The sequence below is a fragment of the Ruegeria sp. CL3 genome (genome assembly GCF_056536505.1).
Genome location: NZ_JBQFPT010000004.1, coordinates 1 through 26,132 on the forward strand (window position 1 = coordinate 1; position 26,132 = coordinate 26,132).

At 59.0% G+C, this 26,132-nt stretch carries 24 protein-coding genes and 1 tRNA gene; 8 read left to right on the top strand and 17 right to left on the bottom strand.

The features are described 5' to 3' along the window. Window positions 1–181: 181 nt before the first annotated feature. The gene (locus tag ACR0NO_RS06485) at window positions 182–556 is read right to left on the bottom strand and encodes a hypothetical protein (protein WP_480723383.1); all 375 of its coding nucleotides are present in this window, start codon (window positions 554–556) and stop codon (window positions 182–184) included. An 89-nt stretch (window positions 557–645) separates the two neighbouring features. Here ACR0NO_RS06485 and ACR0NO_RS06490 point away from each other — a divergent pair, with 89 nt between their 5' ends. Further along, entirely contained in the window at window positions 646–1,404 is a 759-nt protein-coding gene (locus tag ACR0NO_RS06490; RefSeq protein WP_480723384.1) for an alpha/beta fold hydrolase, read from the top strand. Between the two features lie 9 nt (window positions 1,405–1,413). Here the strand turns inward: ACR0NO_RS06490 and ACR0NO_RS06495 are convergent, their stop codons facing one another. From ACR0NO_RS06495 to ACR0NO_RS06515, 5 genes are all read right to left on the bottom strand, one after another. Next, window positions 1,414–1,791 carry a rhodanese-like domain-containing protein gene (locus tag ACR0NO_RS06495; protein WP_480723385.1) on the bottom strand — a complete coding sequence of 126 codons (378 nt, stop codon included), beginning with the start codon at window positions 1,789–1,791 and terminating at the stop codon, window positions 1,414–1,416. Window positions 1,792–1,862: 71 nt separating this feature from the next. Next, a complete protein-coding gene (locus ACR0NO_RS06500) occupies window positions 1,863–3,215 on the bottom strand; it encodes an HlyD family type I secretion periplasmic adaptor subunit (protein ID WP_170378100.1) in 1,353 nt (450 codons plus the stop codon). Window positions 3,216–3,217: 2 nt separating this feature from the next. After that, on the bottom strand, window positions 3,218–5,239 hold the full coding sequence (locus tag ACR0NO_RS06505) for a type I secretion system permease/ATPase (RefSeq protein ID WP_480723611.1): 2,022 nt from the start codon (window positions 5,237–5,239) through the stop codon (window positions 3,218–3,220). 233 nt (window positions 5,240–5,472) lie between these two features. Continuing rightward, complete coding sequence (locus ACR0NO_RS06510; protein ID WP_480723386.1) at window positions 5,473–7,404, bottom strand: type I secretion protein; 1,932 nt, start codon at window positions 7,402–7,404, stop codon at window positions 5,473–5,475. Window positions 7,405–7,536: 132 nt separating this feature from the next. Next, window positions 7,537–10,119 carry a beta strand repeat-containing protein gene (locus ACR0NO_RS06515; protein ID WP_480723387.1) on the bottom strand — a complete coding sequence of 861 codons (2,583 nt, stop codon included), beginning with the start codon at window positions 10,117–10,119 and terminating at the stop codon, window positions 7,537–7,539. 550 nt (window positions 10,120–10,669) lie between these two features. Between ACR0NO_RS06515 and ACR0NO_RS06520 the strand changes: the two genes are divergently transcribed. Continuing rightward, complete coding sequence (locus tag ACR0NO_RS06520; RefSeq protein WP_480723388.1) at window positions 10,670–11,473, top strand: helix-turn-helix domain-containing protein; 804 nt, start codon at window positions 10,670–10,672, stop codon at window positions 11,471–11,473. Continuing rightward, a complete protein-coding gene (locus ACR0NO_RS06525; RefSeq protein WP_170471745.1) occupies window positions 11,448–11,963 on the top strand; it encodes a hypothetical protein in 516 nt (171 codons plus the stop codon). The genes ACR0NO_RS06520 and ACR0NO_RS06525 overlap by 26 nt, the downstream gene beginning before the upstream one ends. A gap of 11 nt (window positions 11,964–11,974) precedes the next feature. On the opposite strand, the gene ACR0NO_RS06530 is transcribed toward ACR0NO_RS06525, so the two are convergent. From ACR0NO_RS06530 to ACR0NO_RS06550, 5 genes are all read right to left on the bottom strand, one after another. After that, window positions 11,975–12,060: transfer RNA gene (locus ACR0NO_RS06530), tRNA-Leu, on the bottom strand. Window positions 12,061–12,180: 120 nt separating this feature from the next. Beyond that, on the bottom strand, window positions 12,181–13,299 hold the full coding sequence (locus ACR0NO_RS06535) for an alanine racemase (protein WP_480723389.1): 1,119 nt from the start codon (window positions 13,297–13,299) through the stop codon (window positions 12,181–12,183). After that, window positions 13,296–14,543, bottom strand: coding sequence for a D-arabinono-1,4-lactone oxidase (locus tag ACR0NO_RS06540; RefSeq protein ID WP_480723390.1), 1,248 nt, complete (start codon window positions 14,541–14,543; stop codon window positions 13,296–13,298). Before ACR0NO_RS06540 ends, ACR0NO_RS06535 begins: the two co-directional genes overlap by 4 nt. Window positions 14,544–14,631: 88 nt before the next feature. Then, window positions 14,632–15,153, bottom strand: a complete 522-nt coding sequence (locus ACR0NO_RS06545) for a DUF2478 domain-containing protein (protein WP_480723391.1) — start codon at window positions 15,151–15,153, stop codon at window positions 14,632–14,634. Between the two features lie 70 nt (window positions 15,154–15,223). Then, window positions 15,224–15,889 (bottom strand): NnrU family protein, encoded by a 666-nt coding sequence (locus ACR0NO_RS06550; protein ID WP_480723392.1) that lies wholly within the window; start codon window positions 15,887–15,889, stop codon window positions 15,224–15,226. A gap of 162 nt (window positions 15,890–16,051) precedes the next feature. Here ACR0NO_RS06550 and ACR0NO_RS06555 point away from each other — a divergent pair, with 162 nt between their 5' ends. Beyond that, a complete protein-coding gene (locus ACR0NO_RS06555; RefSeq protein WP_480723393.1) occupies window positions 16,052–16,717 on the top strand; it encodes a hypothetical protein in 666 nt (221 codons plus the stop codon). 4 nt (window positions 16,718–16,721) lie between these two features. Here ACR0NO_RS06555 and ACR0NO_RS06560 read toward each other — a convergent pair whose 3' ends face one another. Next, window positions 16,722–17,081, bottom strand: a complete 360-nt coding sequence (locus ACR0NO_RS06560; protein ID WP_480723394.1) for a c-type cytochrome — start codon at window positions 17,079–17,081, stop codon at window positions 16,722–16,724. A 143-nt stretch (window positions 17,082–17,224) separates the two neighbouring features. Between ACR0NO_RS06560 and ACR0NO_RS06565 the strand changes: the two genes are divergently transcribed. Beyond that, window positions 17,225–17,662, top strand: coding sequence for a DMT family transporter (locus ACR0NO_RS06565; RefSeq protein ID WP_170461979.1), 438 nt, complete (start codon window positions 17,225–17,227; stop codon window positions 17,660–17,662). Here the strand turns inward: ACR0NO_RS06565 and ACR0NO_RS06570 are convergent. The 3 genes from ACR0NO_RS06570 to ACR0NO_RS06580 form a co-directional block, all read right to left on the bottom strand. Further along, window positions 17,646–18,332: an ABC transporter ATP-binding protein gene (locus tag ACR0NO_RS06570; protein WP_170639415.1), complete on the bottom strand. Its 687-nt coding sequence runs from the start codon at window positions 18,330–18,332 to the stop codon at window positions 17,646–17,648. The genes ACR0NO_RS06565 and ACR0NO_RS06570 overlap by 17 nt on opposite strands. Beyond that, window positions 18,325–19,620: a lipoprotein-releasing ABC transporter permease subunit gene (locus ACR0NO_RS06575; RefSeq protein WP_170639414.1), complete on the bottom strand. Its 1,296-nt coding sequence runs from the start codon at window positions 19,618–19,620 to the stop codon at window positions 18,325–18,327. Before ACR0NO_RS06575 ends, ACR0NO_RS06570 begins: the two co-directional genes overlap by 8 nt. Window positions 19,621–19,699: 79 nt before the next feature. Then, the gene (locus ACR0NO_RS06580; protein WP_480723395.1) at window positions 19,700–20,776 is read right to left on the bottom strand and encodes a DUF6492 family protein; all 1,077 of its coding nucleotides are present in this window, start codon (window positions 20,774–20,776) and stop codon (window positions 19,700–19,702) included. Window positions 20,777–21,017: 241 nt separating this feature from the next. Between ACR0NO_RS06580 and ACR0NO_RS06585 the strand changes: the two genes are divergently transcribed. Then, window positions 21,018–21,374, top strand: a complete 357-nt coding sequence (locus ACR0NO_RS06585; protein ID WP_170660052.1) for a hypothetical protein — start codon at window positions 21,018–21,020, stop codon at window positions 21,372–21,374. Here the strand turns inward: ACR0NO_RS06585 and ACR0NO_RS06590 are convergent. Next, complete coding sequence (locus tag ACR0NO_RS06590; protein ID WP_480723396.1) at window positions 21,371–22,252, bottom strand: glycosyltransferase family 2 protein; 882 nt, start codon at window positions 22,250–22,252, stop codon at window positions 21,371–21,373. The two genes, ACR0NO_RS06585 and ACR0NO_RS06590, sit on opposite strands and share 4 nt — an antisense overlap. After that, complete coding sequence (proS, locus tag ACR0NO_RS06595) at window positions 22,236–23,576, bottom strand: proline--tRNA ligase (RefSeq protein ID WP_480723397.1); 1,341 nt, start codon at window positions 23,574–23,576, stop codon at window positions 22,236–22,238. The genes ACR0NO_RS06590 and proS overlap by 17 nt, the downstream gene beginning before the upstream one ends. 168 nt (window positions 23,577–23,744) lie before the next feature. On the opposite strand from proS, the gene ACR0NO_RS06600 reads away from it, so the two are divergent. Beyond that, entirely contained in the window at window positions 23,745–25,109 is a 1,365-nt protein-coding gene (locus ACR0NO_RS06600; protein ID WP_480723398.1) for an FAD-dependent oxidoreductase, read from the top strand. Continuing rightward, window positions 25,109–26,083, top strand: coding sequence for an isopenicillin N synthase family dioxygenase (locus ACR0NO_RS06605; protein ID WP_480723399.1), 975 nt, complete (start codon window positions 25,109–25,111; stop codon window positions 26,081–26,083). The genes ACR0NO_RS06600 and ACR0NO_RS06605 overlap by 1 nt, the downstream gene beginning before the upstream one ends. The last annotated feature ends 49 nt before the right edge of the window (window positions 26,084–26,132 follow it).

The following is a 26,132-nucleotide window of genomic DNA, read 5'->3' on the forward strand; positions in this document are numbered from 1 at the left end:
GTCGACGGTCTCGCCGCCAATGGCGAAGACGGCAATGCCGAGGTCGAGGCCAAGGTCAAAGCAGAAGTCGCCGACCTCTGCGCCCGCTTCCCTATCTATCCGAACTTGTAATTCTTCTCGGTTATACAAAAAGAAAACGGCGCCACCCACGGCGCCGTTTTTCGTTGCAATAAAGTTTGAGTCAGATGAACCCGCGCCAGCGCAGCACAATCATCGTAACTGCCGCTAAAGCGATCAGGCCCAACGCGACCGACCCAAGAAAACTCAGAAACCATCCCAATCGACGGTCCGCCAAATTGATAGCATTCAGATGGCTCTGCACCTCATCCGAGGCTTTCTCAAGCTTCGGCCCGTCCAGAACCAGACGCAGTTTCGGATGTTCTGCCATCGGTTCGGCTTGCGCCAACACCATGGCCTGCTTGTAAACACTGCGCGGCAAACGTCGCTTGGCGCGGCGCACCGAGGCGATCAGCGTCTTGTCCTTGACCCCCAGTTTCTTGCGCAGCAACTGAATGGTCTGCGCGATCTGGGTCTGGATATCTGTTTCCTGCGTCATCTGCGCCTCCTGACAGGACAACTTAACCGCCCTGCACTGGGGCGACAATGGGGCTGGTTGTTCGATGCAGTCGCGCGTATCACAAGACTATGCTGAATACGATCATCCATGGCGACCCGACGGACACCCCTCCCCTGTTGATTGCGCACGGGCTTTATGGCTCGGCCCGCAACTGGAGCGTTATCGCGCGGCGTCTTTCCGACGAGCGACAGGTGATTACCGTCGACATGCGCAACCACTCTCAGAGCCTGTGGAGCGATGAGCATGGCTATCCCGATCTCGCGTCCGATCTGGCGGAAGTGATCAAGAGCCTTGGCGGATCAGCCGATGTGGTGGGGCATTCGATGGGGGGTAAGGCCGCCATGATGCTGGCTTTGCAACACGGGGATATGGTTCGCAAACTGGTGGTCGCCGACATTGCGCCGGTGACCTACGGCCATAGCCAGATCCAGTTCATCGAGGCGATGCGCGCGGTCGATTTCTCGCGGGTCACGCGCCGGTCGGACGCGGCGGAACAGCTGGCAGAACAAGGGGTTGATCAAGCTTTACAGAGCTTCTTTACCCAATCACTGGATATCGAGGGGAAACGCTGGCTTTTGAACCTTGATGCTCTGGCGTCCGAGATGCCCAAGATCATGGGGTTCCCCGAAATAGACGGACATTGGGATGGCCTGGCGCTGTTTCTGGCCGGGGCCAATTCTGACTATGTTCTGCCCGAACACCGCGACAAGATCAAAGCCCTGTTTCCCGCCGCGCGTTTTGCCAAAATCCCCGGAGCCGGACATTGGCTGCATGCCGAAAAGCCCCGTGAATTTGAGGCCGCCGTCAGGGCTTTCCTGAACGCATAACCTGCGCCTTTAGGCGGACACAGTCTCGCCGCCGCCATTGACCCAATCAGCCAGACCGCCAAGGTTGTAGACCTTGTCATAGCCCATATCCTTGAGGAGCTTCCCTGCCAGCGCCGCGCGCCCTCCGGCGGCGCAATAGAGGATAATGGCCCGGTCTTTCCGCAGCTCGGGGTCATGGGATTTCAGCGTTTCATCGGCACGGAACTCAAGCATGCCGCGTGGGATGTGATGCGCGCCGGTTGCGCGTCCCGACTGCTGAAGCTCGACCACGTCGCGGACATCCAGCAGAAGCGCTCCGCCCTCGATCATCGCCTTGGCTTGATCCACTTCGATGCGCGCGACCACCGCATTGGCCGCCTCCATCATATCCTTCACTGTTAGTGGCATTTGCACCGCCCCCTTTTGCCTACACATGCGAGGATTAGCATGCGACGACGGGTTGGTGTAGCCAAATCAAACTATTGCTCTCGAAATGCCCGAGACATGCTGTCTGAGACTGGTTTGGCGATATAGGCGGCGAAGGTGCGTTCTTCGGTCTGGATCATGATCTCGGCCGGCATACCCGGAGTGGGCACGAACCCCCGGACGCGTTTCAATTCTTCGGGTGTCAGGGAGATGCGCGCCAGATAGACCTCTTGCGGGACGCCTTGGGAATCCTCGACCAGCGCGTCGGCTGAGACATAGAAGACCTGACCGCTCAGAACCGGGGTTGTGCGCTGATTGAGCGCGATCAGGCGCACCGTCGCGTCCTGGCCAGTGACGACGCTGTCAATCTCGGTGCGGGGAATTTGCGCTTCGATGATCAGCGGAGCGTCGGCGGGCAGGATCTCGGCGATGGGCTCGCCGGTTTCGATCACGCCGCCGGGTGTGTGATAGTGCAGGCGCACAACTGTCCCGGTGACGGGCGCGCGCACGACCGCGCGGGCCAGAACGCTGCGGGCTTGTCGGGATTTCTCACGCACACTTTCAAGGTCGGCTTCGATCACACCCAACTCATCCAGCGCAGCCTCGCGATAGGCTGAACGGGTGCGTGAGATCTGTTCCTCGTATTTCAACAGCATCTGGTTGATCTCGGCTGCTTCGGCCTGCAGGCGGGCCTGCTGGCCATCGGCCTCGGCCTGAACACGGCGGATCGTATTGAGATCGCCTTTGCGCACCAATCCTTTTTCGAACAAGGCTTCTTTTGTCTCGAACTCTTCTTGCAGGATCTCCGAGCGTCTCTGCATGCTTTTCAACTGAGCCTCAAACCCGCTGGCGCGGATCCTTAAGGCCTCCATGTTGCGCGCCAGAAGCGCGACATCGTTCAGCAGCGTTTTGCGCGAGACATCAAAGCTGAGCCGTTGGCCATCGAGGATCGTCATCACCTCAACATCATTTGACGCCTCGATCAGGTCGGGGGAGAAGTTGAGCTTTTCGCGCTCGCCATATTCCGCCAGCAACCGCTCGGTCATGGCTTGCAGGCGGATTTTGCGGATAAACAGCTCTCTCTCATTGGCCTCGGCCGATGTCTGGTCCAGCGTCATCAGTACCTGACCGGCCTGCACGGCCTCACCTTCCGAGACTTTGATATCCTCGATGATCCCACCCTCAAGGTGCTGGACGATCTTGTTGCGGCCGGTTGCGACAAAGCTGCCCTGTGCGATGACGGCCGCCGCCAGTGGCGCGCTGAAGGCCCAGACGCCGAAGCCACCGAAGCATACGACAAGCATCACGAACCCCACCACGATCAGACGATTGATTGAGCGCGGCACTTCTGAATACCAGACAGTTGGCTCGGACGGAGACGTATTGACGGGTACGATATCGTTCATGATCAGCCCCCCTGCTGGCCTTCAATGCCGGGTTGTTTTCGTGGCGCATTCAGTTGCTGCAGCACCTGTTCACGCTGGCCGAACAATGCGACGCGCCCATCGGTCAGCAGCATGATCTTGTCCACCACATTCAGAAGTGTCGGCTTTTGCGTAATCACAACGACTGTGATCTTGCTGTCCTTGGCCTGAGCTATCGCCCGCGCCAGCGCTTGATCCCCCGCGACGTCGAGGTTCGAGTTCGGCTCATCCAACACCACCAGACGCGGATTGCCAAAGAAGGCGCGCGCCAGCGCAATGCGCTGTTTCTGCCCGCCCGACAGGGGCGAACCGTCAGCGGCGACAACGGTTTCATATCCTTGCGGCAGGGTTGCGATCATGTTGTGGACATCGGCCAGAACGGCAGCGTCGTGGATTTGTTCGTCCGTCGCATCCTCTCGCATCCGGCCGATATTGTCCTTGATGGTGCCGGGGAACAGCTGCACGTCCTGCGGCAGGTAGCCGATGCTTTCGCCAAACTGGCGCGGGTCCCAGTTGCGGATGTCCATTAGGTCCAGTCGCACGCTGCCCGAAGTCGGCAGGATCGACCCCACAAGCGTCTTACCCAGCGTCGTCTTGCCCGCGCCGGAATTACCGATGATCGCCAGCGTCTCACCGGGATTGAGCGCGAAGGTGATCCCGTTCAGCACGACGCGTTTGGTCCCTCCGGGCACATAGAGAAGGCGTTCAACATCCAGCCGTCCTTCGGGACGCGGCAAGCGCAGTTTTTCGAACTGAAGCGCGGAATTGGACAGGAGCGCGTTGATCCGCCCATAGGCTCCGCGGGTCAGAAGGAAGCCGTTCCACCCCTCAATCGAGCCTTCAATCGGTGCAAAGGCACGCCCGGCGATGATCGAGGCTGCGATGACCATGCCACCGGTGATCTCGCCTTGCAGGGCCAGAAACGCCCCCCACCCCAGGATGGCGATCTGAGTCAGCAGGCGTACCGCGCGCGAAATAGCGGCGAAGATCACGTTGCGATCCTGCGCACGCACCTGCCATGTCAGAGATTGCGCAGTGTCGCGGCCCCAGATCCGAACGGCCTCGGGGATCATCGCCAGCGCGTTGATGATCTGGCTATTGCGCGACATCGAATCCAGATGCTGGTTCGCCATGGATTGGGCCTTGTTCGCCTCAGCAAACGGTTTCGCGGTCGTTTTCTGGTTGATCAGGGCAATCGTCATCAGGAGCAGGGCCGTCACCACCACGATCATGCCAAGCTGCGGATGCACCAGAAATATCATCAGGATGAAAAGAGGTGCAAAAGGCACATCCAGAAATGAGATCAACGTGCCCGAGACCAAGAAACCACGCACCTGCTGCAGATCCCCAAGGGTCTGATACTCGCGTCCATTGCCGTGAAGCGAGGCATGGGCCGCAGCACTCAGCACCGGGGCGCCCAACCGTGCGGCCACTTCGACCGCCGTGCGCATCAGCATGAACCGACGGACCGCATCAAATGCCGCCTGAAAGATCACCGCTCCGGCAACAATCGTGGTCAGCATGATCAGCGTATCCAATGATCGGCTGGTCAGGACCCGGTCGCTGATCTGAAACAGGTAGATAGGAATGGCGAGGATCAGAATATTGGTGGCGCAGGTCAACACCAGAACGAACACCAGATTGCGGTAGATCGCGCGCATCGAGACCCGCAACGTGCGCCGGAAATCCTCGGGCGGGGTTCGCTTGTGAAAGGTGTGGGGTGGCCCATTGCCGTCACCACCGCCAGATTTGGTCGGCGGCAACGGCTCGTTTGCCTTGGCCTCAATCGTAGTGCCTATGCGATCCCCACCATCTGTGCGCGCAGAGGGGGTCTTACGCGCTTTGGGTATGTTGGTGTCAACAGGATCAGAGGCCTCGGCTTCGGCCACCCCAGCGCCGCCACCTTCAGGAGTCGTATCTTGCGAAGGTTGCGGCTGTTCGCGCCGAAGGGGAGAATCGGCGCGGTGAGTGTTCTTCGGTTCTGCAGTACAAGACTTAGCTACCATTTGCTCCTTGCCCCGCGACGCGTCTGGCGTATCGACGCGCAGCGCATCATGCAGCAGAAGCAAGGCTGAATCTTTGGGTTCTTGCTGCGTATTCGATCCCTTTTCGGTACGCGGCGCCTCGGACACGGCAACGCCGCCATTTCGATCCAAAGGGCTGGAACAGATGGAGCGGCGCGACGAAAACACAATCGACATAAACTAACCTTCCGGTCACTCGCTAAAATTACAGGAAATCAGGCCAGCATGGTCTGCAGGCCGTCGTCAGCGCACGCCATCTCGGTCGGGGCTGTTTGTTTGGCGACGGTTTCGTGGATCTTGGCCAGCTCGCTGTTGGCCTCTTCCATCAACACGGCGATGGCGTCATTTGTCAGATCCGAGACGCCCTCCTGATCCGGCACATCATACAGGCTGGCCTGATGCAGTAGCAGATCGGAATAGGTTTCCTCAGCCGCCATCACCACCGAGTCGATCCCGGCCTTGGCAACATTCGCCGCATTCAGCAGGGCATTGCTGCCCGCGATGATTTCCGTCTCGGCAGCCTTGGGCCCAGACACATGCACATCGTCCTGATCCAGCAGCATGGTGACCTGTTCCATGATGTTGACCTGCATCAGATCGCCCTCAATTTTCAGGGCACGGATCTGCTCCATCCCAGCGAACATGGGATCGTTAAGCAATGCGTCCTCAAGCGCGTCCATGTCCGCTTCACCAAGCGCCATGGCATTGGCCATATCCTGGTGCAGCACCTTGTGGCTGTCCTCGCCTGTCTTCGACACGGAGGCCTCGTTCATGACAAGGTTTTCATCACCCTGCGCTGAGATCGAGCCGCCGGTTACGACGTCGTCATCCATCAATACGTTGGTCTGGAACAGCATATCGACCGAGATCATGTTGCCGCCGATCATGATCACATCATAGTAGCTGCCCAGCTGGACAATATCGGTGACATTGACCATCTGATTGTCGCCCATCGCATAAAGCGTCGTGCTGGCCGAGATTTCGGCCTGGATGTGGTCGATATCCGTGGCGTCGATCTCTTGTTTGATGAAATTCGCAACGACCAGATCGCCACTGATCCAATCGACCGAGGCAAAGGCGGGTTGCCCTTCGCCCCCCTCGGCCTGGTTCAGCCAATAGGCGGCTTTCGCTTCAACGCCGACCGAGGCTGACTGCACCACCTTGGTTCCGCTGCTCCCGCCTTGTTCGATCTGGTCCCAGTCGGAAATCACAGCAACCTGGCTGATCACGGTCAGATCCATCGCCTTGCCGCCTACGGCTATGTAGGGCGCATCAATCCAGGCAATCGTTGCCGCCACTTCGTTGACCGCAAGGTTGCCGCCCGCGATGAGCATATGGCCGTCGGCAAATTCTTCGTCACCCGACCGGTCCCATTCCACGGGCAGCATATCCAGCGTTTCGGTTTCCTCATCTGGTTGGTGATAGGCGGGAAGCAGGTCGTCCCATTCCAGGGCCTCTTCAACCTTTTCGCCGTTTATGATCACACCAACGGCGTCTTCGCCGTGGAATTGGTGAACCGTGACACCTTCGATCTCGGAGTTCATCGGGTTCACAATCTGCTCGGCAATCTCCGAGAGCAGTTCAAGCGACGCATAATCGGCCAACGCAAAGGACGGCGCAGCGACCGCATGGAATGTCAGCGCGGCCTCGAGCATGTCCTGCCCTGCACTTATCAGGGCCTCGACATCGCGGAACTCCCCTTCTCCGACAACGTCATTGTCGCGCAGGAACAGTGTCTGGAACGTGTAGGTGACTGCTGACCCTATCAGTTCGTTCTGAAACTGAAACAGCATCAAAGGCGGCGCATCTGCCGGCCCCAATGCCGCCTCGCGTACCGCCTCAGAAGGACCCTCTGGTGGATCGAGGAAAATGTTTGTCTCATAGTTCGGGCCGTTTGCCGGGGGTGGTGGCGGCAGCTCGGCCGGAGGTGTGTTGAATTTGAAAGGGATCGGGGCATAGTTGCCCGGATCGGCCTTCAACGTGGCCTTGACCTCAATTCTTGTGGGGTCTGACAGATCTTCAAGTTCGACTTTCCGCCGAAGCGCGGTGAACTCTTCATACTGGTCTCTCAATCGTCCTTGTTCGATTGTCAGCTCAAAAGTTCCAACAAAATGTGCAATCGTTTCAGTAATACTGTCGAGGGACATATTAAGGTTCCTTGTCACCCGCTACGGCCGAAAATTTCCGCTTTGGGTTTGCTAAGCCGGGGCCACTTGGCGCGCCCCCGGCGGTTTTGAAAAAAGCTCGGGCTCTGAAAATGGCAGAGCCCGAAACGGGTCTTAGACCTCGGTATCGTCGCTGGCGTAGGACGACGTCATCGAGCCGCCCACCATGGTCGTATCGACCGAGTTACCAAGGACGTTTGCGCCCATGACGATTGACTGGTTGAACGCTGCCGTATCGACAACTGCCGCAGCCGATGCGTAGGATTCGCCGTTCACGATGCCATCGCCACCGTTGTCGGAGCCCCAGGTACCGGCGTTTCCGCCTGCACCACCTGCGCCAGAATTGGCGCCCGAGGCCTCGCCACCGGTATTGGTTGCACCGTTTGTCATGCCGCCGGTCGAGCTTCCCATGACCGCGCCGCTGGTGCCGCCAGCCGCTGTGGCCGCGCCACCATAGCCGCCGTCACCGGACATGGCCGAACCTGTCGCGCTGCCGGTACCGGTCGAGGTTGCGTCGTTGTCAGCAGACCCAGCACCGCCATAACCGGCAATCGCTTCGGCCAGACTGTCAGCGGTTCCATCGGTGTCAGCTTCTGCAAACACCTCGTTGTCACCACCATCGCCAGCAGTGTTGGTCGCATCCGCAGATCCAGCACCACTACCGGTCGATGTCGACGTCGGCGAGGTCATACCACCTGCGCCACCAGTACCTTCGGCTGTCGATTCACCGGTTCCGGTTGCTTCGGCCGTGCCATCGGTCGCATTGCTGCCACCGGCGCCACCCGAACCATCGGGGGTTTGCAGGTTGTTGGTCGCACCTGTCACGTCACCCGGGCTTTGCGAGATGTCAGGACCTGTCGCAGACTGATCACCAACGCCTTGCGCGTCCGAACTTGTGTCAACGCGGCCTCCGCCTGCGCCACCGGCACCTGCGCCGCCGGGACCATTCCCGCCTGAGCCCATGCCGCCGGTACCTGCACCGCCCGGACCATTGCCGCCCGAACCGGCTCCACCAGGACCATTGCCACCAGCACCCGTGCCGCCTGGGCCGTTACCGCCCGACCCTGCGCCACCGGGGCCATTGCCACCAGAGCCTGCGCCGCCCGTTCCGGTACCACCGGTTCCGGTTGCATCGCCGGCTGTGCCGCCGCCGCCCGTTGTCGGATCAGGATCGGCGAGATTCAGGCCAAGACCCAGATTTTGCTGGTTCAGCGCAGACAATGCGCCTTCGGCTGTGCCAGAAGTTCCGCCAGAGCCTGTGCCACCTGGGCCAGCGCCGCCCGGACCATTACCGCCCGAACCTGTGCCGCCCGGTCCGTTACCACCGGTACCCGAACCACCCGGTCCGTTACCGCCAGTGCCAGCTCCGCCCGGCCCGTTGCCGCCAGTCCCGGCACCGCCCGGACCATTACCACCGGTTCCAGTACCACCAGAGCCTGCGCCGCCCGGACCATTGCCGCCATCTGCGTCATTGGCACCAAGAGCGCCAGAGCCCGCGATACCCGCAGCATTATTGCTACCAGCGGTAGCGCCATTGGCTTGGTTGCTGCCAGAGCTTGTGTTGTCCGCTGTCCCATTGGATTGCGCATTACCACTGCCAGCATTCGAGCCTTGTGCGGATGCATCTGTTCCTGCAAGACCAAGGCCGGTTCCTAGCGAGCCAGACGTATTGTCGCCGCCGTTGGCGTTGCCGTCAGCGTTCGAACCAGACAGGCCAAGACCCAAGCCAAGACCAAGAGATCCGGCCGCGCCACCTTCTCCGCCATTCCCGGAGCCACTTGCGCTGGACGACCCGGTATTATTCGCGGTCGAGTTGCTGTTGGCATTGCCGCCTGCTGCGCCAGTACCAGTGCCATCCGCATGCGCACCGGACAAGCCGAGACCGAGGCTGCCGTTATGCGCCTCGCCCGAGCTTGCGCCCGCACCACCGGTTGCCGCGCCGTTCGCATCTCCGGAGTGGCCACCGAGGGCCATAGAAGTGCTGCCATGGGTATCACCCCACGCATCACCGCCATGACTGGTGCCACCGCTGCCTGACGCTCCACCATCGGACGATGTGTCGATACCCTCTTCTGCAGTCGCGGTGCCGCCATTGGCATCACCATTCTGTTCGAAGGTACCGGAGTTGGACACGGTCGCACCGTTCAGCGTGTCATTGTCCGTCAGGCTGGCATACTGGTTGTTGAACGAGGCCATGTCATTGCCTTCGCCGTTCAACGAAATATCCAGATTCAGATCGTCACCGGGATCATAGTTCACGTCGTCTCCGGCCGTGATCACGTCACCGGTCGAGGCATCGTCGCCGATGTCCACGTCAACCTTGTCGTCGTCGCGCGGAATCCACTCGCCTTCACCAAAGTCGATATCGACCCGGTTCACATTGTCATTGGTGCTGTTGCCATTGTCGCGAACGGTATTGCTGTCGTTACCACCATTGGTGTTGCTGTCGTTACCACCGTTCGTATTGCTGTCATTGCCGCCATTGGTGTTACTGTCGTTGCCACCATTGGTGTTGCTGTCGTCACCGCCGTTTGTGTTGTCGACAGACTGTTGTTGTTGCTGTTGCTGCTGTTGGGCGTTTTCAGCCATCTCCAATTCAGGATCTTCAACACCCGGGTCTTCAACGACCGGGTCCATGTCTTCGACATCAATTTCTTCGACGGTTGTGACTGGGGATAGAATTCTACGGTCAGACATATTGATTTCCACTCTATTGGCGCACCTGACCACCATTCATCTCAAAGGTGGTTACTCGTGCGGTTGAAACAAAAATCCGCACGGTATGCCTGAACGCATAACCCTGCGGTCTGTTGGTTCCGAGCTTTCTGCACCTCCTTTCCCGGCTAAGCCGACGTCCCCGCTGAAAAGAGATTCGCGAAAATGCGCGAAAAGCGGGCGTTAAAGGAAAAACCTTCGCAATCTGAAGTAGAGGAAGCGTCGCAGCCTTTGACAAAGCTGCCAAGCTATCGAAAAGCTCTAGAACGTCTAGCCTGTTGAAATCCGGGGATATTGCGGGAGTGGTCGGAGTTTTCGCTAAAAAATCCGACCTAAAACCCTACCAATTGGGCTTAGACGAAAGAAGCCGTTGAATTCCCTCTACTTACCCGAAATCACCGGAACACAACCCTAATCAATGGTTCTAGGACCAAGTATCAAATCCGAATATCCGGTTGCTGCCCCCCTACATTTCATCTACAATAAGTCTATATTTTTAAGACTATTTCGGCTTTCGAACTGCCCGAATTACTTGTGTGAAAAACTGCGAATTGCAGTTCGGTTTTTTAGTGGGGGGACAGTAATGATTGACTCGTCTGAGCGTGACTACGCCTACCAGAATACCAAGACCGAAGACCTTTCAATTCACTTTATTGGTCGAGAGCTTTTTCTCTCCAATCAAACCCTCAGAAGCGTCCAGAACGAGTTTGACGTTCGTGCATCTCGTTTCGATTCACTGGACGACCTAACATCTACCAAAGCAAAGGATAGCCGCGTTCTCGTCGTAGATCAGGTCATGCTGGAGGATCTGCTGGAACGGCCAAGTAAATACGCGGCACAGGTTCCGTTTGGATGCCTCGCGTTTTCTTATCGCAAGGACGCCGCAGCACGGCATCTGTTTGAACGCTGGGATCGCGGCCGGTACGGCGAGATCGGCTTTCTGCCTATGAACGTCGCCCCTGACGTGTGGCGATCAATCTTGAGGCTGCTGATGCATGAGCAGCTTCACCTGCCCAGCTTCCTCGCGGATTGTGTCGCGGGCCCCCAAGCGAACCCCTGCAAGGCACCGGCATCATCTGTAACGCCCAAGCCCGCCGACACACAACGGGTTGAACTCTTCGACAGGCTGACAAAACGGGAAAAAGAGGTCCTCAGGTTGGTGTCTCAAGGTCAGAGCAACAAGGTCATCGCCGCCGGGCTGGGGATTACGGAACATACCGTCAAGTTGCATATGCATAACGTGGTCGGCAAGATCGGGGTCAGCAACCGGACCGCCGCCGCTCATTTCTATTTCGAGGTTGCGCCTTTTGATGCGCAAAGCCCCCGTGTTGGCTGATCTCGTGGAAGAACGGTTTGACCGGCTTATCCTGTTGGTGGGGCGGTTAAACTATATGTGGACCAACACCGAAAGCCTGCTGATCCACCTAATTGCGGGTCTGGCAGGCACCAGCAAAGATGCCGCCGTTATCATCTTTCTGACCCTGAACACGACCCGCGCCCGGATTGATTTGGTTGAGCGGCTCGCGAAAATGGATGGCCGCCCCGAGGGCATTCGGGACCCGATCCTGGAGCACACCAAACGGCTTGGAAAACTGTCCGGCATTCGCAACCGGTTCAATCACTGCATTTATTCGTTTGACCCAGAAAGCGGCAACCCCAAGACCATTCTGATGCGCATTGCGGACCGGAAAACAGACATCAAAATGGGTCGCACGGATACTCTGGATGGTGAGGCCCTGCGCGAGATCGAACAGGTTGTCGAAGATCTGTCCACCCTGAACCGAGATATCTGGCAGCTGATCACAAGGCTCGACTATCCGGTCTAAGGAGCTGTGTGTGGTACCCGCGGCCGGACTCGAACCGGCACGGCCTTCCGGCCCAGAGATTTTAAGTCTCTTGTGTCTACCATTCCACCACGCGGGCAACCTGTGTCGACCCGAGGTCGGCACGCGTTGAGAACTACGCCCATAGCTTTGCGAATTCAATGCGCTTCGCGGTGAAAAACGGCTGAAAAATCGCGCAAGTATCGCTGTGCTATCGGAGTCAATTCGGCAAGCATGGCCACTCCGCGATCACCTGCCCCTCTCGCACCGCCAAAACTGATCCGAATAGGTTCAGAACAGCTTCGCTCTGGCTCGGGCGGATCAACGCGATGTCACCGGGTTTGACGGCCTGGCTAGTGCGGCCGATCCAAACCTCCTGATTGCTCGACCGCCCGAAGACCGAGGAATAGATGAACCCGCCGGGGTGTACGGGTTGGCCGGGGAAATGCCCTCCGAAGATCGCGATATGGGTTTTGCGTTTGGGTAGGAATTCCAATCCGGGCAGAGGGTTTGACGGCATGGTTTTAAGAACAGGGCTCGCCAGAAACGCAGCCGGTTGAAAGCCAGTGGTGGTCGCGTGGTCGAAATCGGATGGCTTCACGAGGATAGAACCAAACGCAACCTCAGTGGCTGGGCCGGGTGTGTGATAGCTCTGAAAGGTCAGGCTGCCACCGGTATTCAGGCAATAGTTCGCGCTTTCAGGCAGAGAAGCCACGGCTTGAGCAAACGCCTTTGCACTCGACTTACTCGCCCGCGACTTCAGGACACCGGGCAGCTTCGCCAAATGCGCTTCATAACCCATAAGCCCGCTTAAACGCGCGTTTGGATGCGCTGAGATCACCTGTGCGAGTTCGGCAACCTGATCTACCTTCAGCCCACCGCGATGCAGACCAATATCCACCTCAAGCGACAAACGCAGAGCCGTTTGGCTTATCCCCGCCAAAGCCAGATACTCGCGCAGGCGTTCTGAGGTGTCGATCAGCCATTGCACTCGGTCTGCGGCGTACGGGCAAGACTGCAACAAACGCGCGGCAGAGGTGACGGGTAGCGGTTTTCCGATCAGATGATCTGTCTTTTGCTCCGCTAGCAACAGCGCCGACAGCATCGGTTCGGAAAAGCTCATCAGGCCTGAACTTGGGATCAGCCCGCGGATATGATCCAGCAACGGCAGGCAAGGCAGAGATTTTGCGACCAAGCGCCGGTCCAGTCCGGGGTCAGCTGCGGCCTGTGCTGCCCGGCAATTTGCCTCGACCCGATCCAGGTCTATTGCGACTACAGGCTGATCGACCCCGTGGGTGCGCAAAGCCTCGGACAACCTGGTGAGGTAGGGATCGCTCATGGCCGGAACAACCGAGCCAAGGTGGGCGTCATGAATTTGCCCTGTGGGTCCAATTCCTCACGCAGGGCGCAGAACCGGTCGAAATCCGGATACAAGCCGGACAAGTCTTTGTAGGAAAGACTGTGCATCTTGCCCCAATGCGGGCGCCCTCCAGCCTCGAGAAATAACGGTTCCAGAGCGTTGAAATAGCGGCTGTGATCTTCACCCGCATCCGTGTGCAGCGCGATCGAGATCCGCGAGCCACCCTGAAACGGTGACAGGCAGGCTGTGTCACCTGCTGTCTGGCGCACTTCGATCGGAAAATAGATGTCCTTGTGGTCACGCTCCAGACGGAGAAAAACCTCGGCCAACACATCACCAGCGATATCGGCGGGTAGATGATACTCCATCTCCTTGAACCGAATATGTCTGTCGCTGCACAGCACCCGCCAGCTTTCGCCTACGTAGTCCTCATCCGATTGGGCCAGCGTAAGCAGGGTCAGCAACAGCTTGCGCAGGCCGGGGCTGAAGCGCCCCGCGTTTCGGGCGAGCTTCAGTACCTTGACCGCCAGCATATCCAAATCGCGTGGAGCTTTGCTTTCGGGCGCGTCGGTGACGGCGTGGCGCAGCTCGACCGCTTTGCCGGTGAAGGGAATATAGAAGAACTCAAAATTCCGGTTTTCGGCCCAATTCTGATGCATTTTGGCCAAGACATCCGGCAGATCGGTCAGCGAGACCTGACGGCGCAGATTGTATTTCGGCACGACATTGATCCGCGCCTCGGTCAGAATACCCAGCAAGCCCAGCGTCACCTGCGCCATCTCCAACGGGATTTGCGCGGTGGTTAGAATATCACCGGTCGCACCGATGAACTTGGCATCGGTAATCTCGGCTGCGAGGCAGGGTAAAGTGCGTCCAGTGCCATGAGTAGCCGTGGACGCGGCCCCAGCCAGCGACTGCGTGTTGATGTCGCCCAGATTGCGAAACGCCACACCCTGCTCGGCCAAAGCGGGCGAAAGATCACGCAAACGCGCATTTGCGTTGACCCAGACCTGCCCATCTTCGACCGGTCCAACTGTAGGCAAATGCAACTCCGACAGATCCAATATCCGCTCGGCCCCGCCTACGATTGGGGTAAAGGAGTGCCCTGCCCCAACGACCCGCACGTTTGCGGGCTCCGCCACCGTCGCCCGCAGCTGTTCCAACCCCACAGGGCGCGCAATCGGAGCGGTGGCGGTTTCGTTCCCGGCCCAGTTCGTCCACATGCATATTATCCTCCCTGAACGAGGATTGCAGCCAAGGCACGGCCAAACAAGTCAGGATATCAGCGCATTACGCTACGTGAGGCTGCCCTCAGGCGGCATCCGCCCGCTGGGCTGAGACCTTTTCGAACCAGCTGACAATCGCCTCAAGATCCGGGGTCAGTTGTTCTGCCGCGCCGCCCGTGAAGGCCTGAAACTTCTCATCATTCAACCCGTTCACGCCCAGCAGAACAGGAATGTCCTGCGCCAGCGCCTCGGCGATGACAGGGCGGAAGCCGCGCCCGTCGGCCTCATGCTTGCCGAACTTGTTGATGATCATCAGCTGCGGGTCATCGGCTAGCGTTGCCATGACCTGCCCCACAGCCTGCTCGAGCGCCGCCGGGTCTAGACGGCAGCCGCGCGCATGCTCGCCCAGGGATTGCGAGATACGGATGGTCTCGCCATCGGGCAGAACCTGCACATCCATATCGCATTTGCTGCTATCGGTGCATTCCGTGTTGGTCTGCACGACCCCCGCCAGTTTGGCACCACGCGCCAGCAGGTGTGCGGCCACGGCGCTTAACAAGCGGTCAGTCGCGCCGCGATCAGTGGTGGTAACATAGGCCAGATGCATTTTTGGACCTCACAAGTCAGACTTCGGCATATCAGATAGCACGAGATATGCGGGGCGACCACTCCTTGCGTCAGGGAAGTGGCGAGACGCCGATCACAGCACCGTGCAAGGCGATCAGAACGGTAAAGACGGCAAGCGAAGCAAGCCAAACGCGCATGGGCGGCCAAGGTAAGGGCGCGCGTAGCGAAAACCGTGCGGTATTGCGCGACAGGCGAGGCCAGTCCTTGCCTAATGACCGGGCCGTCCGGCGGTCGATCAACGTCATGCCCAGCGCGGCAAAACCGGCGAACAGGCTAAACAGGATCACATGAGACAAACTGCCATTCGCCAGAAGATGCGTCCCGGCCCACAGCATCAGCGCCGCCAGAAGCGGATGACGGGTGGTGCGCAGAATACCGGGGCGGTCCGGATCAAAACCCGCCTTTCCCAGCCCACCAAAGGAAAACGGGTTACTGATGGTCAGTCCGGCCACCGCAAGCCAGCACACCACCGGCATCACGACCAACGGCACCCAACGCAGCACAGGCCACGGAGGGATGACCTCGACATAGGGCGCGTTCGCTGCGGCCACGATTAGCCATGAAAGGACAATGACGGACAATGCCGAATACGCCAGCAAATACCCCTTTTGCCCCAGAACCTTTACCAATCTGGCCCGCACCGGTGCCCGCGCGGGAATGGCGTGGCTTAGGAAAAACGCCGTCAATGCCGATATGAATGGCACCCAACTGGACATGGACTCTCCGATAGATCTTTCGACCCGTGTAAAGGTATCGTGCCGATTTGGTCTTGTGCCAGATCAAGTACCGGCTGCGGCCCGGCCACGTCTACGTGAAATCGCCTTGCGCAACGCAAGTGACGCACTAGGGTTGACCTCATGGCCTTGCGCATTCTGTTTATGCTCCTTTTGCTTCTGTCCTCCTGCGGGCGTCCCCTGACCGAGCAGGAGCGTGGCTTTGCGAGCGCGGTGCAAGGCACGACCTTGGATCTGGATAGCGTCCGGCTGGTAAAAGGGGCCCCCGTCGTGCCAGTCACCTATTTCCGCGAAGCGCGCCCGCGCGAGGCCTGTCGGGAACGTATCCTGCCCCCTGTCGAGGCTGGTGTGGTCACCGGAAAACCGGCCGCCGTTGCCCTGTTCAACAAAGTCTATTTCGCGCGCGATTGGTATCTTGAGGATTACATGTCCGACTACCCTGAAGAGATGAACCTGATCGCCGCCATGCTGCTGGCCCATGAACTGACCCATATCTGGCAATGGCAGAACCGCGAGACCACAGGCTATCACCCCCTGCGCGCCGCAGCGGAACATGGCGGGCGCAAAGATCCGTATTTGTTCGATCTGGAAACCTCGCCCGATTTCCTGTCCTACGGGTTCGAACAGCAGGGCGCGATTGTAGAGGAATATGTCTGCTGCCGCGCGCTAGACCCTCAGGCGCAGCGCACCAAACGATTGCACGACATGTTAGGGGTACATTTCGATCTGTCCCCGCTGCCGCAGATCGGCCGCGAGCGTGACATCGCGATCCCGTGGAGCGAGGCAAAGGTAGAAGGCGTTTGCAGTTGAACGCTTAGCCGTCCTGCAGGGTTTTCAGATACTCCACCAGATCCACAATGGGCTGGCTGGTGAGGATCGGCTGCCCATCGGGCGTTTTGATCGCCGTGTCCTGCCCTTCGAAATACGGGCCATAAACTGGCATCGGACTGCCATGGCTCACCAACGGATCACGCCCGTCAATCCGCCCCACCACGCGGGCCGTAGGGAAAACACCGTCTGCATTTGCCAGTGTCTTCAGGTTGGTCGGCTGAATGACAAGCACTCCGGCCATCGGCCCATGGCCGGTTGCATCAATCCCATGGCAAGTGGCGCAATAGTGCTGGTAAAGCTCGGCGCCTTTCTCTGCATCCTGCGCCCAGAGGGGGACAGACATGGCAAACAGAGCTGACGCCGTTGCAAAACAAAGCTTTGTGATCATCGCATCCTCCTACCACAATTGCTGTCAACAGGCTTGCCCGCTGCGCGGCTTGGCGCAATGATCCAGATCAACGAATACGGGTAAAGAGGGTTCGGGCCATGACACAATACGCAGCCATCATGTTGGCCGCCGGGATCGGAGTCCCAATCCTTGCAGCTTTGAACGCGGCCCTCGGCAAGCTTATCGGCTCGCCGACCACAGCGGCTGTGATCCTGTTTGCCATCGCCTTCGGGTCTTCCGCGCTGGTGATGGTGGTCTTTCCCGGTTTTGAGGCGCTGTCAAAAGTGGCGCAGGCCCCGAAACACCTGTTGCTCGCGGGCGTTCTGATCGCCTTCTACGTTCTGTCGATCACCCATGTCGCGCCGCATTTCGGCGTCGGCAATGCCGTGTTCTTTGTCCTTCTGGGGCAATTGATCAGCACAGCCGCCATTGACCATTTCGGCCTGTTCGGCGCGCAGGTCACGCCACTTACCCTGATGCGCGCAGGAGGAATTGCGGTGATGGCAATCGGAGTGGCGATCACTCAACTGGCTTGAGCACCCCACCTTCCAGTCTGACGATACGGTCCATTCGCGCGGCCAGGTCCAGATTGTGCGTGGCGATCAGAGCAGATAGGCCCTGGTCGCGAACCAAAGTCATCAGGGCCTCGAACACCTGATCCGATGTATCCGGATCAAGGTTGCCCGTCGGCTCATCCGCCAGCAAAACGCGCGGCGCGTTGGCCAGAGCGCGGCAGAACGCGACCCGTTGCTGTTCACCCCCGGATAGTGCCGCTGGTCGGTGATCGGCGCGTTGGGCCACTCCGACGCGGTCCAACAGGGACATTGCCCTGTCCTGCGCATCCCGCTCGGACACACCGTTGGCGAGTTGTGGCAGAGTGATGTTCTCGAGCGCTGTGAACTCGGGCAGCAGGTGGTGGAACTGGTAGACGAACCCGACATCCTGACGCCGCACAGCCGTGCGCGTACGGTCGCCTTTTCCTGCAAGATCCTGACCCGCAATCTCAACGTTACCGCTGTCCGGCGTGTCCAGCAGCCCGGCGATATGCAAAAGGGTCGACTTGCCCGCACCCGATGGCGCAACAAGCGCGACGGCCTCCCCTGCCTGCAACTCCAGATCAATCCCGCGCAAAACCTGCACCTCACCGGGGGTTCCCTTTAGGTAGGTTTTCGTCAGGCCGTTCAGCCGCAAGCTCACATCATTCATAGCGCAGCGCCTCAACCGGGTTCAGCCGCGCGGCGCGGCGGGCGGGGAAATAGGTGACAAAGAAAGACAGGCCCAGAGACAGGCCAATCGCCTTGAGAACGTCACTGACGTTTAGCTCGGCGGGCAACGCGTAGATCCCACGAATGGATGGATCCCAGACACCGCCGCCCATGGCGTAGTTCACAAACGAGAAAATCGGGTCGATGTAGAGCGCGAAGAGGCAGCCCAGTATCACGCCCATGACCGTGCCGATGATGCCCGTGAACGCGCCGCAGATGAAAAACACCCGCAGGACCGAGCCCTCGCTGAGACCGATAGTGCGCAGGATACCGATGTCCCGGCCCTTGTTTTTGACCAGCATAATCAGGCCGGAGACGATGTTCATCGCCGCAATGAGGACAAGGATCGACAGGATGATGAACATCACGTTGTCCTCGACCTCCAACGCGCGCAAGAACCCGCCCGAGGCGTCCTGCCACGTCCAGATTTGGCTGCGCTCGCCTGCGGCTTCAAGGATGGGGATCAGGATCGGATTGAGGTCTTCGGGGCGCTCGACCATGACCTCGATCTCGTCGGCGACGCCCTCACGATTGAAGAAACTCTGCGCCTGCGAGAACGGCATGTAAACCCGCGTGCGGTCGATATCGTAGCGCCCGGCCGAGAACACGTAGACAACGCGATAGGCGTTTACCCTTGGTGAGGTTCCAAAGGCCGTCTTGACTCCGTTGGGTGAAGTCAGTTTGACGGTGTCGCCAACCGTGGCGCCGATGCTGCGTGCTACGCCGGAGCCGATGGCGATGACGTCTTCGCCCGTCTGAAACGCGGACAGATCGCCAACCGCTTCCTCGCTTTCGGCAATACCCGGCAAGTCACGCAGATCGTCGGGGCGCATCCCGAACACCTGAACCCCACTGCTGCGGTCGCGGTTGGTGATCAGCACCTGCCCTTTGACCAAGGGGGCGACCCGTTCAACGCCGGGAACCTGCGCCAAACGCGCAGTACGCTCCTCAAAATCTGCAATGGTCCGGTCAACCCGTCCCTGCGCGTCGATCTCACCCGAGGAATAGACCGTCACATGTGCGTTAGCCCCCAGAATGGTGCCAACGAATTCAGCCCGGAACCCCGAGCGCACCGCTAGGGTCGCAATAAGGGCAAAAACAGCCAGCGTGATCCCGATCAGCGAGATCCAGGTCATTACGCTCACGCCACCCTCGGCCCGACGCGCGCGCAGGTAGCGCCAGGCGATCTTCCATTCAAAAGGGGCGAAAGGCGGGGGTGTTTTGGCCATGCCTGCTCCGGGTCATTTTCTGGTTTGGCGCGACCCTCTCGGCATTTCGCCCGAGGGTCAAGCCGCTTGTCCTTATGGGTCAGCTCGAAAGCGCGGAAGTTTGCTGCAGAACCTCTTCGGTCACCTGGCGATCGCATATGCCACGCGTTTCAAGGGCCGCATAGACTTGCCCGCGCAAATCCTCTGGCAAGTTTGCAACCGCCCTGTTGTGCAACCCGAGGGTCAGCGATCTGTCGTCCTGCAGCCGCGCGACCAGCTTGGCCAGCTCATCCGTGGAATAAGTCGGCCACATCCCAATATGCGCAGGGTCAGCGGGTTCGAACCACGGCGCATAGCCATCACGTGACTTCAGACAGAACGCGTTCATCAACATGAACTCCGATGGCCGCCGTTTAGACGCGAACAGCGCCTGAACCGAGCCGTAGCGTGTATTGATCTCATCAAGCAGCGAAAGGATCAGCGTCCGGCGTACCGGAAAGGGCGTTGAAAACGTCGTGGTACGCAGGTCGTCCGTCAGCGTTTGTTCAACACCCAAAGCTTCAAGGCTCTGGAGCAACCAATTGCGGTGATAATCGCTTTGAACTGGCATGAACTGAATACGTGCTGGTCCTTGGGGTGAGAAGAACTCGCCTTCTTCGAACGACCGCAGGAACAGGTTCTTGGTATCGAGAATGACGATGTTCTCGGCCTCTGCCATCCGCGCCGCGCCCAGTTTCAGTACCTGTTGCATGCGGTAGCCATTGTTGCCCCTCCATCCGCCTTTGCGGATCAGGGGAAGGCGATAGCGGTCTTCGATAAGGATACGATCTTTCAGCGGCCTCCTGGCAGTGTGCCCCTCGCCCAGCAACGCCTCTTCGCCCTTCAGAATCCGCACCTTAGGGCGCAGCGGGCCATAGTGCTGAAGGATCGGTTCGATCTTGGCCGCCAATCCAGCCTCATCTACATCGTTCAGAACGATATGGATCGAGGCCACCTGATCCGGCGCAACAAACCGGGCCATAGACATCGCCTGAAGCCTGAGCAGCGGATAGTCCTTGGAATAGACGATAGTGGCGAAACTCAGCACGAACCTGCGGCCTTTCTCTGGGGCGTGCCCTCGTCTATCAGCAAATCCGCCGAGGTCAAATTGCACTGCCTTCAGATCGAAACGAATCACTTGCCGGTCCTTTGGCAGGGTAAAAGTAGTCTTGCCCGCCAATTGGTTACACCAGAGGTTGTGACGACCTTCACAGACAGGCCGCTATTGTTTCAGCTATGAAGTCAATATCGGCATTGCGTGAGGCACTGAACTCAAAATGCCACAACAATTGAGCAATTTTATTTCGCTTTTTGCTTAATATCAGAAACTTTGTCACCCTGACTTTGGGGGAACACATTTGAAAGAGCGGGGGTCGCTCATGAATATTCAAAATACAAAACTTGGGACGGGCCCGATTTTGGCCCACAAACCTTCATCAGATTTGGATTGTGAGACTGCGGCACTGCTTCGTGCGGCGATCCGTCCGATCTTTGCAAGCGCAGTTAGCTGGAACAATTTGACCGAGGTCCTAAGGGACAAAGGCTATCGCCTTGCCTTTCGCAAGGGACGCCTGTGCGTAACCGACCGTGACACCGGCGCACGCGTCTGTGGAATACGATTTTTGGGTTTTGAGCTTCGGGAACTGGTACGCCGCATGGGGCGTCCGATCGTTGTGGCCCGCGGGAATGATGCAGACGGAGACATTCTGACTGCGCGTCCGATCGTACGGGCCTAGTAGCTGCGCCAGAATTGAACGGACCGGCGCAAGGTTTTTGCCAGACTGTGGCGCGCGGCGGTCTTGATCGGCTCGGGTGTGTCAGGTCGCCGTAACAGTTCCCAGATCAGACGGGCCGGCATGTGGCCACGTCGATAGAACCCGGCGAAATCATCCAGACTGAGGGCTTTCGCGGATTTGAATCCCGTGTAGTAGTTCATCCAGACCCGAGCGTAATCCTTGCCGGTCGCATCCTGATCACTGGTCGCGCCTCGATCCCAGAACAGTGAGATCGGATCATCCATACGCTCACCCTGATAGCCCGAACCGATCAGACGCAGCATCAGATCATAGTCGGCAGCAATACGGAACTGGCTATCGTGCCCGCCCAGCGCCTGAAACACATCACGACGAATGAAGACCGAGTTATGGCAGAACGGCATGCGCTGCAGGATGGCTTTCAGCGACATCCGCTTTTCCATCGTTTCGCCACCATCCTCATAACGGCGCAACGTTGAGCCATACAGGAAGTCAGGCTTGGTCGCCTCCAGCCGATCTGCGGCTTGGTTGAGAATATCATCCGAGGCCAGCGAGTCGTCTGAGTTCAGGAACAAAAGGTACTCGCCCTTTGCTGCATGCGCGCCCTTGTTCATCGCGTCATACAAACCGCCATCCGGTTCACTGATCACGGTCGTGCGCGGTATCCCTTCGGTCAACTCGTGCAACAGAGCGACGGTGCCGTCGGTTGAGGCGCCGTCTTGAATGATATGCTCGGCTCGCGCGCAATTCTGGCGCTGCATGCAATCCACAACGCCTTTGAAACTGTCCTGCCGCCCTTGGGACAGCAGGTTGTAGGTCGCAGTGATGACCGAGATGAGCGGATCAGGCGATCTGCTCATAAATCCCGGCAATTTTGGTGACGGCGGCTTCGGGGCTCAGTTCTTCGCTTTCGCCTGTGCGGCGACAGGTCAACTCGACCACACCGTTTTTCAGGCCACGCGGCCCGACGGTGATGCGCCATGGCAGACCGATCAGGTCCATGGTGGCGAACTTGCCCCCTGCCCTCTCATTGCGGTCGTCATAGAGCGGCTCAAGACCCAGAGCGGTCAGAGCGCCATAGAGCTTGTCACAGGCCGCATCCGCCTCTTCATCACCTTGTTTCAGATTGACGATGCCGCAATGGAACGGGGTTACGCCTTCGGGCCAGATGATGCCCTTGTCGTCATGGCTGGCCTCGATGATCGCACCGATCAGGCGGCTGACGCCGATACCATGGCTACCCATATGAACCGGGGTCGGCTTGCCATCGGGGCCTTGAACAGTCGCGCCCATGGCCTCGGAGTACTTGGTGCCGAAGTAGAAGATCTGCCCCACTTCGATCCCACGCGCCACGCGGCGGCGCTCTTCTGGGACCTGATTGAACAGAGCCTCATCATGGGTTTCGTCGGTGCGCGCGTATTTTGAGGTGAACTCCTCCAAAATCGCCTGACATTGCGCCCGGTCATCATAGTCGATCTGACGGTCGCCAAAGGTCAGGTCTGTGACGGCGCTGTCATAGAAGACCTCGGATTCACCGGTGTCGGCCAGCACCAAGAATTCATGCGTGTCATCGCCACCAATCGGGCCGGAATCGGCACGCATTGGAATGGCTTGCAGCCCCATCCGTTCGTAGGTGCGCAGGTAGCTGACCAGATGGCGGTTATAGGCGTGCAGCGCATCCTCTTTGGTCAGGTCGAAATTATAGCCGTCCTTCATGTAGAATTCACGCCCCCGCATCACACCGAAACGCGGGCGGATTTCATCGCGGAATTTCCACTGGATCTGGTAGAGGGTCAGCGGCAGGTCCTTGTAGCTGCTGACATGGCCGCGGAAGATGTCGGTCACCAGTTCCTCGGCCGTGGGCGTATACAGCATGTCGCGACCGTGACGGTCCTGCATCCGCAGCATCTCTTGGCCGTAGTCATCATAGCGACCGGATTCGCGCCACAGGTCCGCCGATTGCAGGATTGGCATCTGGATCGCGATATGGCCTGCCCGCGCCTGTTCCTCATGCACAATGTTTTCCAGCTTGCGCAGCACTTTGAAGCCCAGCGGCAACCAGGAATAGATCCCGGCCGCAGCCTGCTTGATCATCCCGGCGCGCAACATCAGCCGGTGGCTGACGATCTGGGCCTCGGAGGGGTTTTCCTTGAGAACGGGCAGAAAGTAACGGCTAAGGCGCATTGGGTGACCTTCAAAGGTGGATTTGAGCTTTTCAAGGTGATTATGCCAAACCCCCGCCGGGGGCAATCGGCCATTGGTGATTTTGCGACCTCAGGTCCGTCGCATTTTTTATTGACCCGCCAATCAGGAACCTAAAGTGTGACGGAAATGTAAAATCATGAGGCCCCGATGCAGACAATCTCGGAACCCGCCCGTCAAATCCCCGTTGTTCACCAAACGGATGTTCTGGTCGTAGGCTCTGGCCCCGCTGGTCTGGCCGCCGCCTTGGCTGCCGCACGCGCAGGGGCCGAAGTGTCGCTGGTCGATCGTTTCGGCTGTATGGGCGGCAATATCACCGCCGTGGGCGTGGAAGGATTCGCCTGGTACCGCCACGAACAAACGGTCGAGGCTGGGGGCCTCGGCATGGAGTTCGAGACCCGCGCCAAAGACATGGGCGCCGCCGTGCCGGAAAGCCAATCGCTCAGCTATGAGCTGGACAGCGAAGGATTCAAGCTGGTGGCCGACAAGCTGGTCGAAGAGGCAGGCGTGCACCCGATGCTGCACCGTCAGTTCGTCGCCCCGATCATGGAGGGCGACCGGATCACCGGCATCATCACCGAATCCAAAGCCGGGCGCGAGGCAATTCTGGCCAAGGTCGTAATAGACGCGACCGGAGACGCAGATGTCGCCCACCGCGCCGGTGCCCCCACACACAAAACCGCGCGCGAGGATATGATGGCCGCCTCGGTCATGTTCCATCTCGCTGGTGTCGACAAACGCGCCTTTATGGAAGGCGTCAAGGCCGACCCGCAGACCTATAAAGACTGGGGTGGCGGTGGCGAATGGAACATCGAAACCTCGGGCAAAGAGGACGACATGTTCTCTCCCTTCGTTCACAAACCTTTCCAGCAGGCGATTGATGAGGGGTTGATCCCGCCGCATCTAAACACGATCGCAGGCACCTGGGGCGCGATGCACGACACGGGTGAGCTGACCTATATGAACCTCATCCATCTGGCTGAAATCGACGGCACCGACCCTGACAGCCTCACAAAGGGTGAGATCGAAGGCCGGCGTCAATCCATGCTCGCCATTGAGGCGCTGCGTCGCTTCATGCCCGGATGCGAAAACGCGCGACTGCGGAATTTCGGGATGACCATCGGCATCCGCGACACCCGCAAGATCGACGCGGTCTACAACATGACCGAAAATGACGCGCGCCATCAGGGCCGGTTCGAGGATACGATTGGTATCTATCCCGAGTTCATCGACGGCTACGGCATCCTGATCCTGCCGACCACTGGCCGCTATATGCAGGTGCCATATCGGTCGATGCTGCCCAAAGGGATCAAGGGGCTTTTGGTTGCCGGACGTTCGCACGGCGCCGACAAGGTGGCTCATGCGGCCACGCGCAACATGGCGTGCTGCGCGGTCATGGGACAAGGGGCTGGCATCGCGGCGGCCTTGTCATTGAAAAGCAATCAGGAGCTGCACAGCATGAACCTCGCCCCTGTTCACGCTGAACTGGATCGGCAAGGCGTCAGGATTCACTGATGGACTACATTCCGACAATCGACCTCAGCCCTTTGCGCGACGCCGCGCATCCTGACCACGACCAAACCGTTCAACAGATCATGGAAGCCTGCACGGAGATAGGATTTCTATCGATCACCGGCACTGGCATTCCCCAAGCAATTGTTGATGAAGTGCGCGGCATGGCGCGCGCGATCTTTGCGGTCGAAGAGGCCTCTAAATGGCAACAAGCCATCACCCGCGAGAACTATCGCGGGTTCATCCCGATGGGGTTCTTCACGCCAAATGACGGCTCGGGCAAAGCCGACAAATACGAAGGCTACAAGCTGCATCACGAAGTCGACGCTGATGCTGCGATCCGTCAGGACTGCGGGCTGTACGGCCCAAACATCTGGCCAGTCGAAGTACCGGGGTCGCGCGATGTCATCCTGACCTACTGGTCGATGCTGGACGACGTGGCAGACCTTCTGCTCGCAGCGCTCGAAACCGGGCTGGACTTGCCGGAACGCCAATTGCGCGACGCGTTCCGCGATCCGATGACCAACATGACCCTGCTGCACTACCCTCCGCAGGCGCCGGATGAGGGGGGTTATGGCATCCATCCGCACAAGGACACAGATGCCCTGACCATCATCGCCCCCGACCCCGTCGGAGGGCTCGAGGTACAAACCCGCACCGGAGACTGGATCACACCCGATTGCCCGCCCGGTGGCTTCGTCGTCAATATCGGCGACATGCTGGAACTATGGTCGGGCGGTCGATTGAAATCCACGCCGCACCGCGTCGTCAACCGATCAGGGCGCGAGCGGTACTCGTTCCCCTATTTCGCCGTTCCGCGCCATGATGCTATTGTCGAGCCTCTGCTACCCGCCCTGCCCGGCTTTGACCGCCCCGCCGTGCATTGCGGCCATTGGTCCGCTGAAATCTGGCGCACCAACTGGCCGGACGAGACCGCGACAGGGGATACTCCGGAACTGGGCACGCTGACCGACTGATACGCAGAAACCGAGGCCCATGAACCGCTTGCATCGCCGCGCGTCATGG

Excerpts from the sequence above, each read along its gene's own strand:
- ACR0NO_RS06485 (WP_480723383.1), bottom strand. The coding sequence starts at position 556 with ATGACGCAGGAAACAGATATCCAGACCCAGATCGCGCAGACCATTCAG.
- ACR0NO_RS06490 (WP_480723384.1), top strand. The coding sequence starts at position 646 with ATGCTGAATACGATCATCCATGGCGACCCGACGGACACCCCTCCCCTG.
- ACR0NO_RS06495 (WP_480723385.1), bottom strand. The coding sequence starts at position 1,791 with ATGCCACTAACAGTGAAGGATATGATGGAGGCGGCCAATGCGGTGGTC.
- ACR0NO_RS06500 (WP_170378100.1), bottom strand. The coding sequence starts at position 3,215 with ATGAACGATATCGTACCCGTCAATACGTCTCCGTCCGAGCCAACTGTC.
- ACR0NO_RS06505 (WP_480723611.1), bottom strand. The coding sequence starts at position 5,239 with ATGGTAGCTAAGTCTTGTACTGCAGAACCGAAGAACACTCACCGCGCC.
- ACR0NO_RS06510 (WP_480723386.1), bottom strand. The coding sequence starts at position 7,404 with ATGTCCCTCGACAGTATTACTGAAACGATTGCACATTTTGTTGGAACT.
- ACR0NO_RS06515 (WP_480723387.1), bottom strand. The coding sequence starts at position 10,119 with ATGTCTGACCGTAGAATTCTATCCCCAGTCACAACCGTCGAAGAAATT.
- ACR0NO_RS06525 (WP_170471745.1), top strand. The coding sequence starts at position 11,448 with ATGCGCAAAGCCCCCGTGTTGGCTGATCTCGTGGAAGAACGGTTTGAC.
- ACR0NO_RS06535 (WP_480723389.1), bottom strand. The coding sequence starts at position 13,299 with ATGAGCGATCCCTACCTCACCAGGTTGTCCGAGGCTTTGCGCACCCAC.
- ACR0NO_RS06540 (WP_480723390.1), bottom strand. The coding sequence starts at position 14,543 with ATGTGGACGAACTGGGCCGGGAACGAAACCGCCACCGCTCCGATTGCG.
- ACR0NO_RS06545 (WP_480723391.1), bottom strand. The coding sequence starts at position 15,153 with ATGCATCTGGCCTATGTTACCACCACTGATCGCGGCGCGACTGACCGC.
- ACR0NO_RS06550 (WP_480723392.1), bottom strand. The coding sequence starts at position 15,889 with ATGTCCAGTTGGGTGCCATTCATATCGGCATTGACGGCGTTTTTCCTA.
- ACR0NO_RS06555 (WP_480723393.1), top strand. The coding sequence starts at position 16,052 with ATGCTCCTTTTGCTTCTGTCCTCCTGCGGGCGTCCCCTGACCGAGCAG.
- ACR0NO_RS06560 (WP_480723394.1), bottom strand. The coding sequence starts at position 17,081 with ATGTCTGTCCCCCTCTGGGCGCAGGATGCAGAGAAAGGCGCCGAGCTT.
- ACR0NO_RS06565 (WP_170461979.1), top strand. The coding sequence starts at position 17,225 with ATGACACAATACGCAGCCATCATGTTGGCCGCCGGGATCGGAGTCCCA.
- ACR0NO_RS06570 (WP_170639415.1), bottom strand. The coding sequence starts at position 18,332 with ATGAATGATGTGAGCTTGCGGCTGAACGGCCTGACGAAAACCTACCTA.
- ACR0NO_RS06575 (WP_170639414.1), bottom strand. The coding sequence starts at position 19,620 with ATGGCCAAAACACCCCCGCCTTTCGCCCCTTTTGAATGGAAGATCGCC.
- ACR0NO_RS06585 (WP_170660052.1), top strand. The coding sequence starts at position 21,018 with ATGAATATTCAAAATACAAAACTTGGGACGGGCCCGATTTTGGCCCAC.
- ACR0NO_RS06590 (WP_480723396.1), bottom strand. The coding sequence starts at position 22,252 with ATGAGCAGATCGCCTGATCCGCTCATCTCGGTCATCACTGCGACCTAC.
- proS (WP_480723397.1), bottom strand. The coding sequence starts at position 23,576 with ATGCGCCTTAGCCGTTACTTTCTGCCCGTTCTCAAGGAAAACCCCTCC.
- ACR0NO_RS06600 (WP_480723398.1), top strand. The coding sequence starts at position 23,745 with ATGCAGACAATCTCGGAACCCGCCCGTCAAATCCCCGTTGTTCACCAA.
- ACR0NO_RS06605 (WP_480723399.1), top strand. The coding sequence starts at position 25,109 with ATGGACTACATTCCGACAATCGACCTCAGCCCTTTGCGCGACGCCGCG.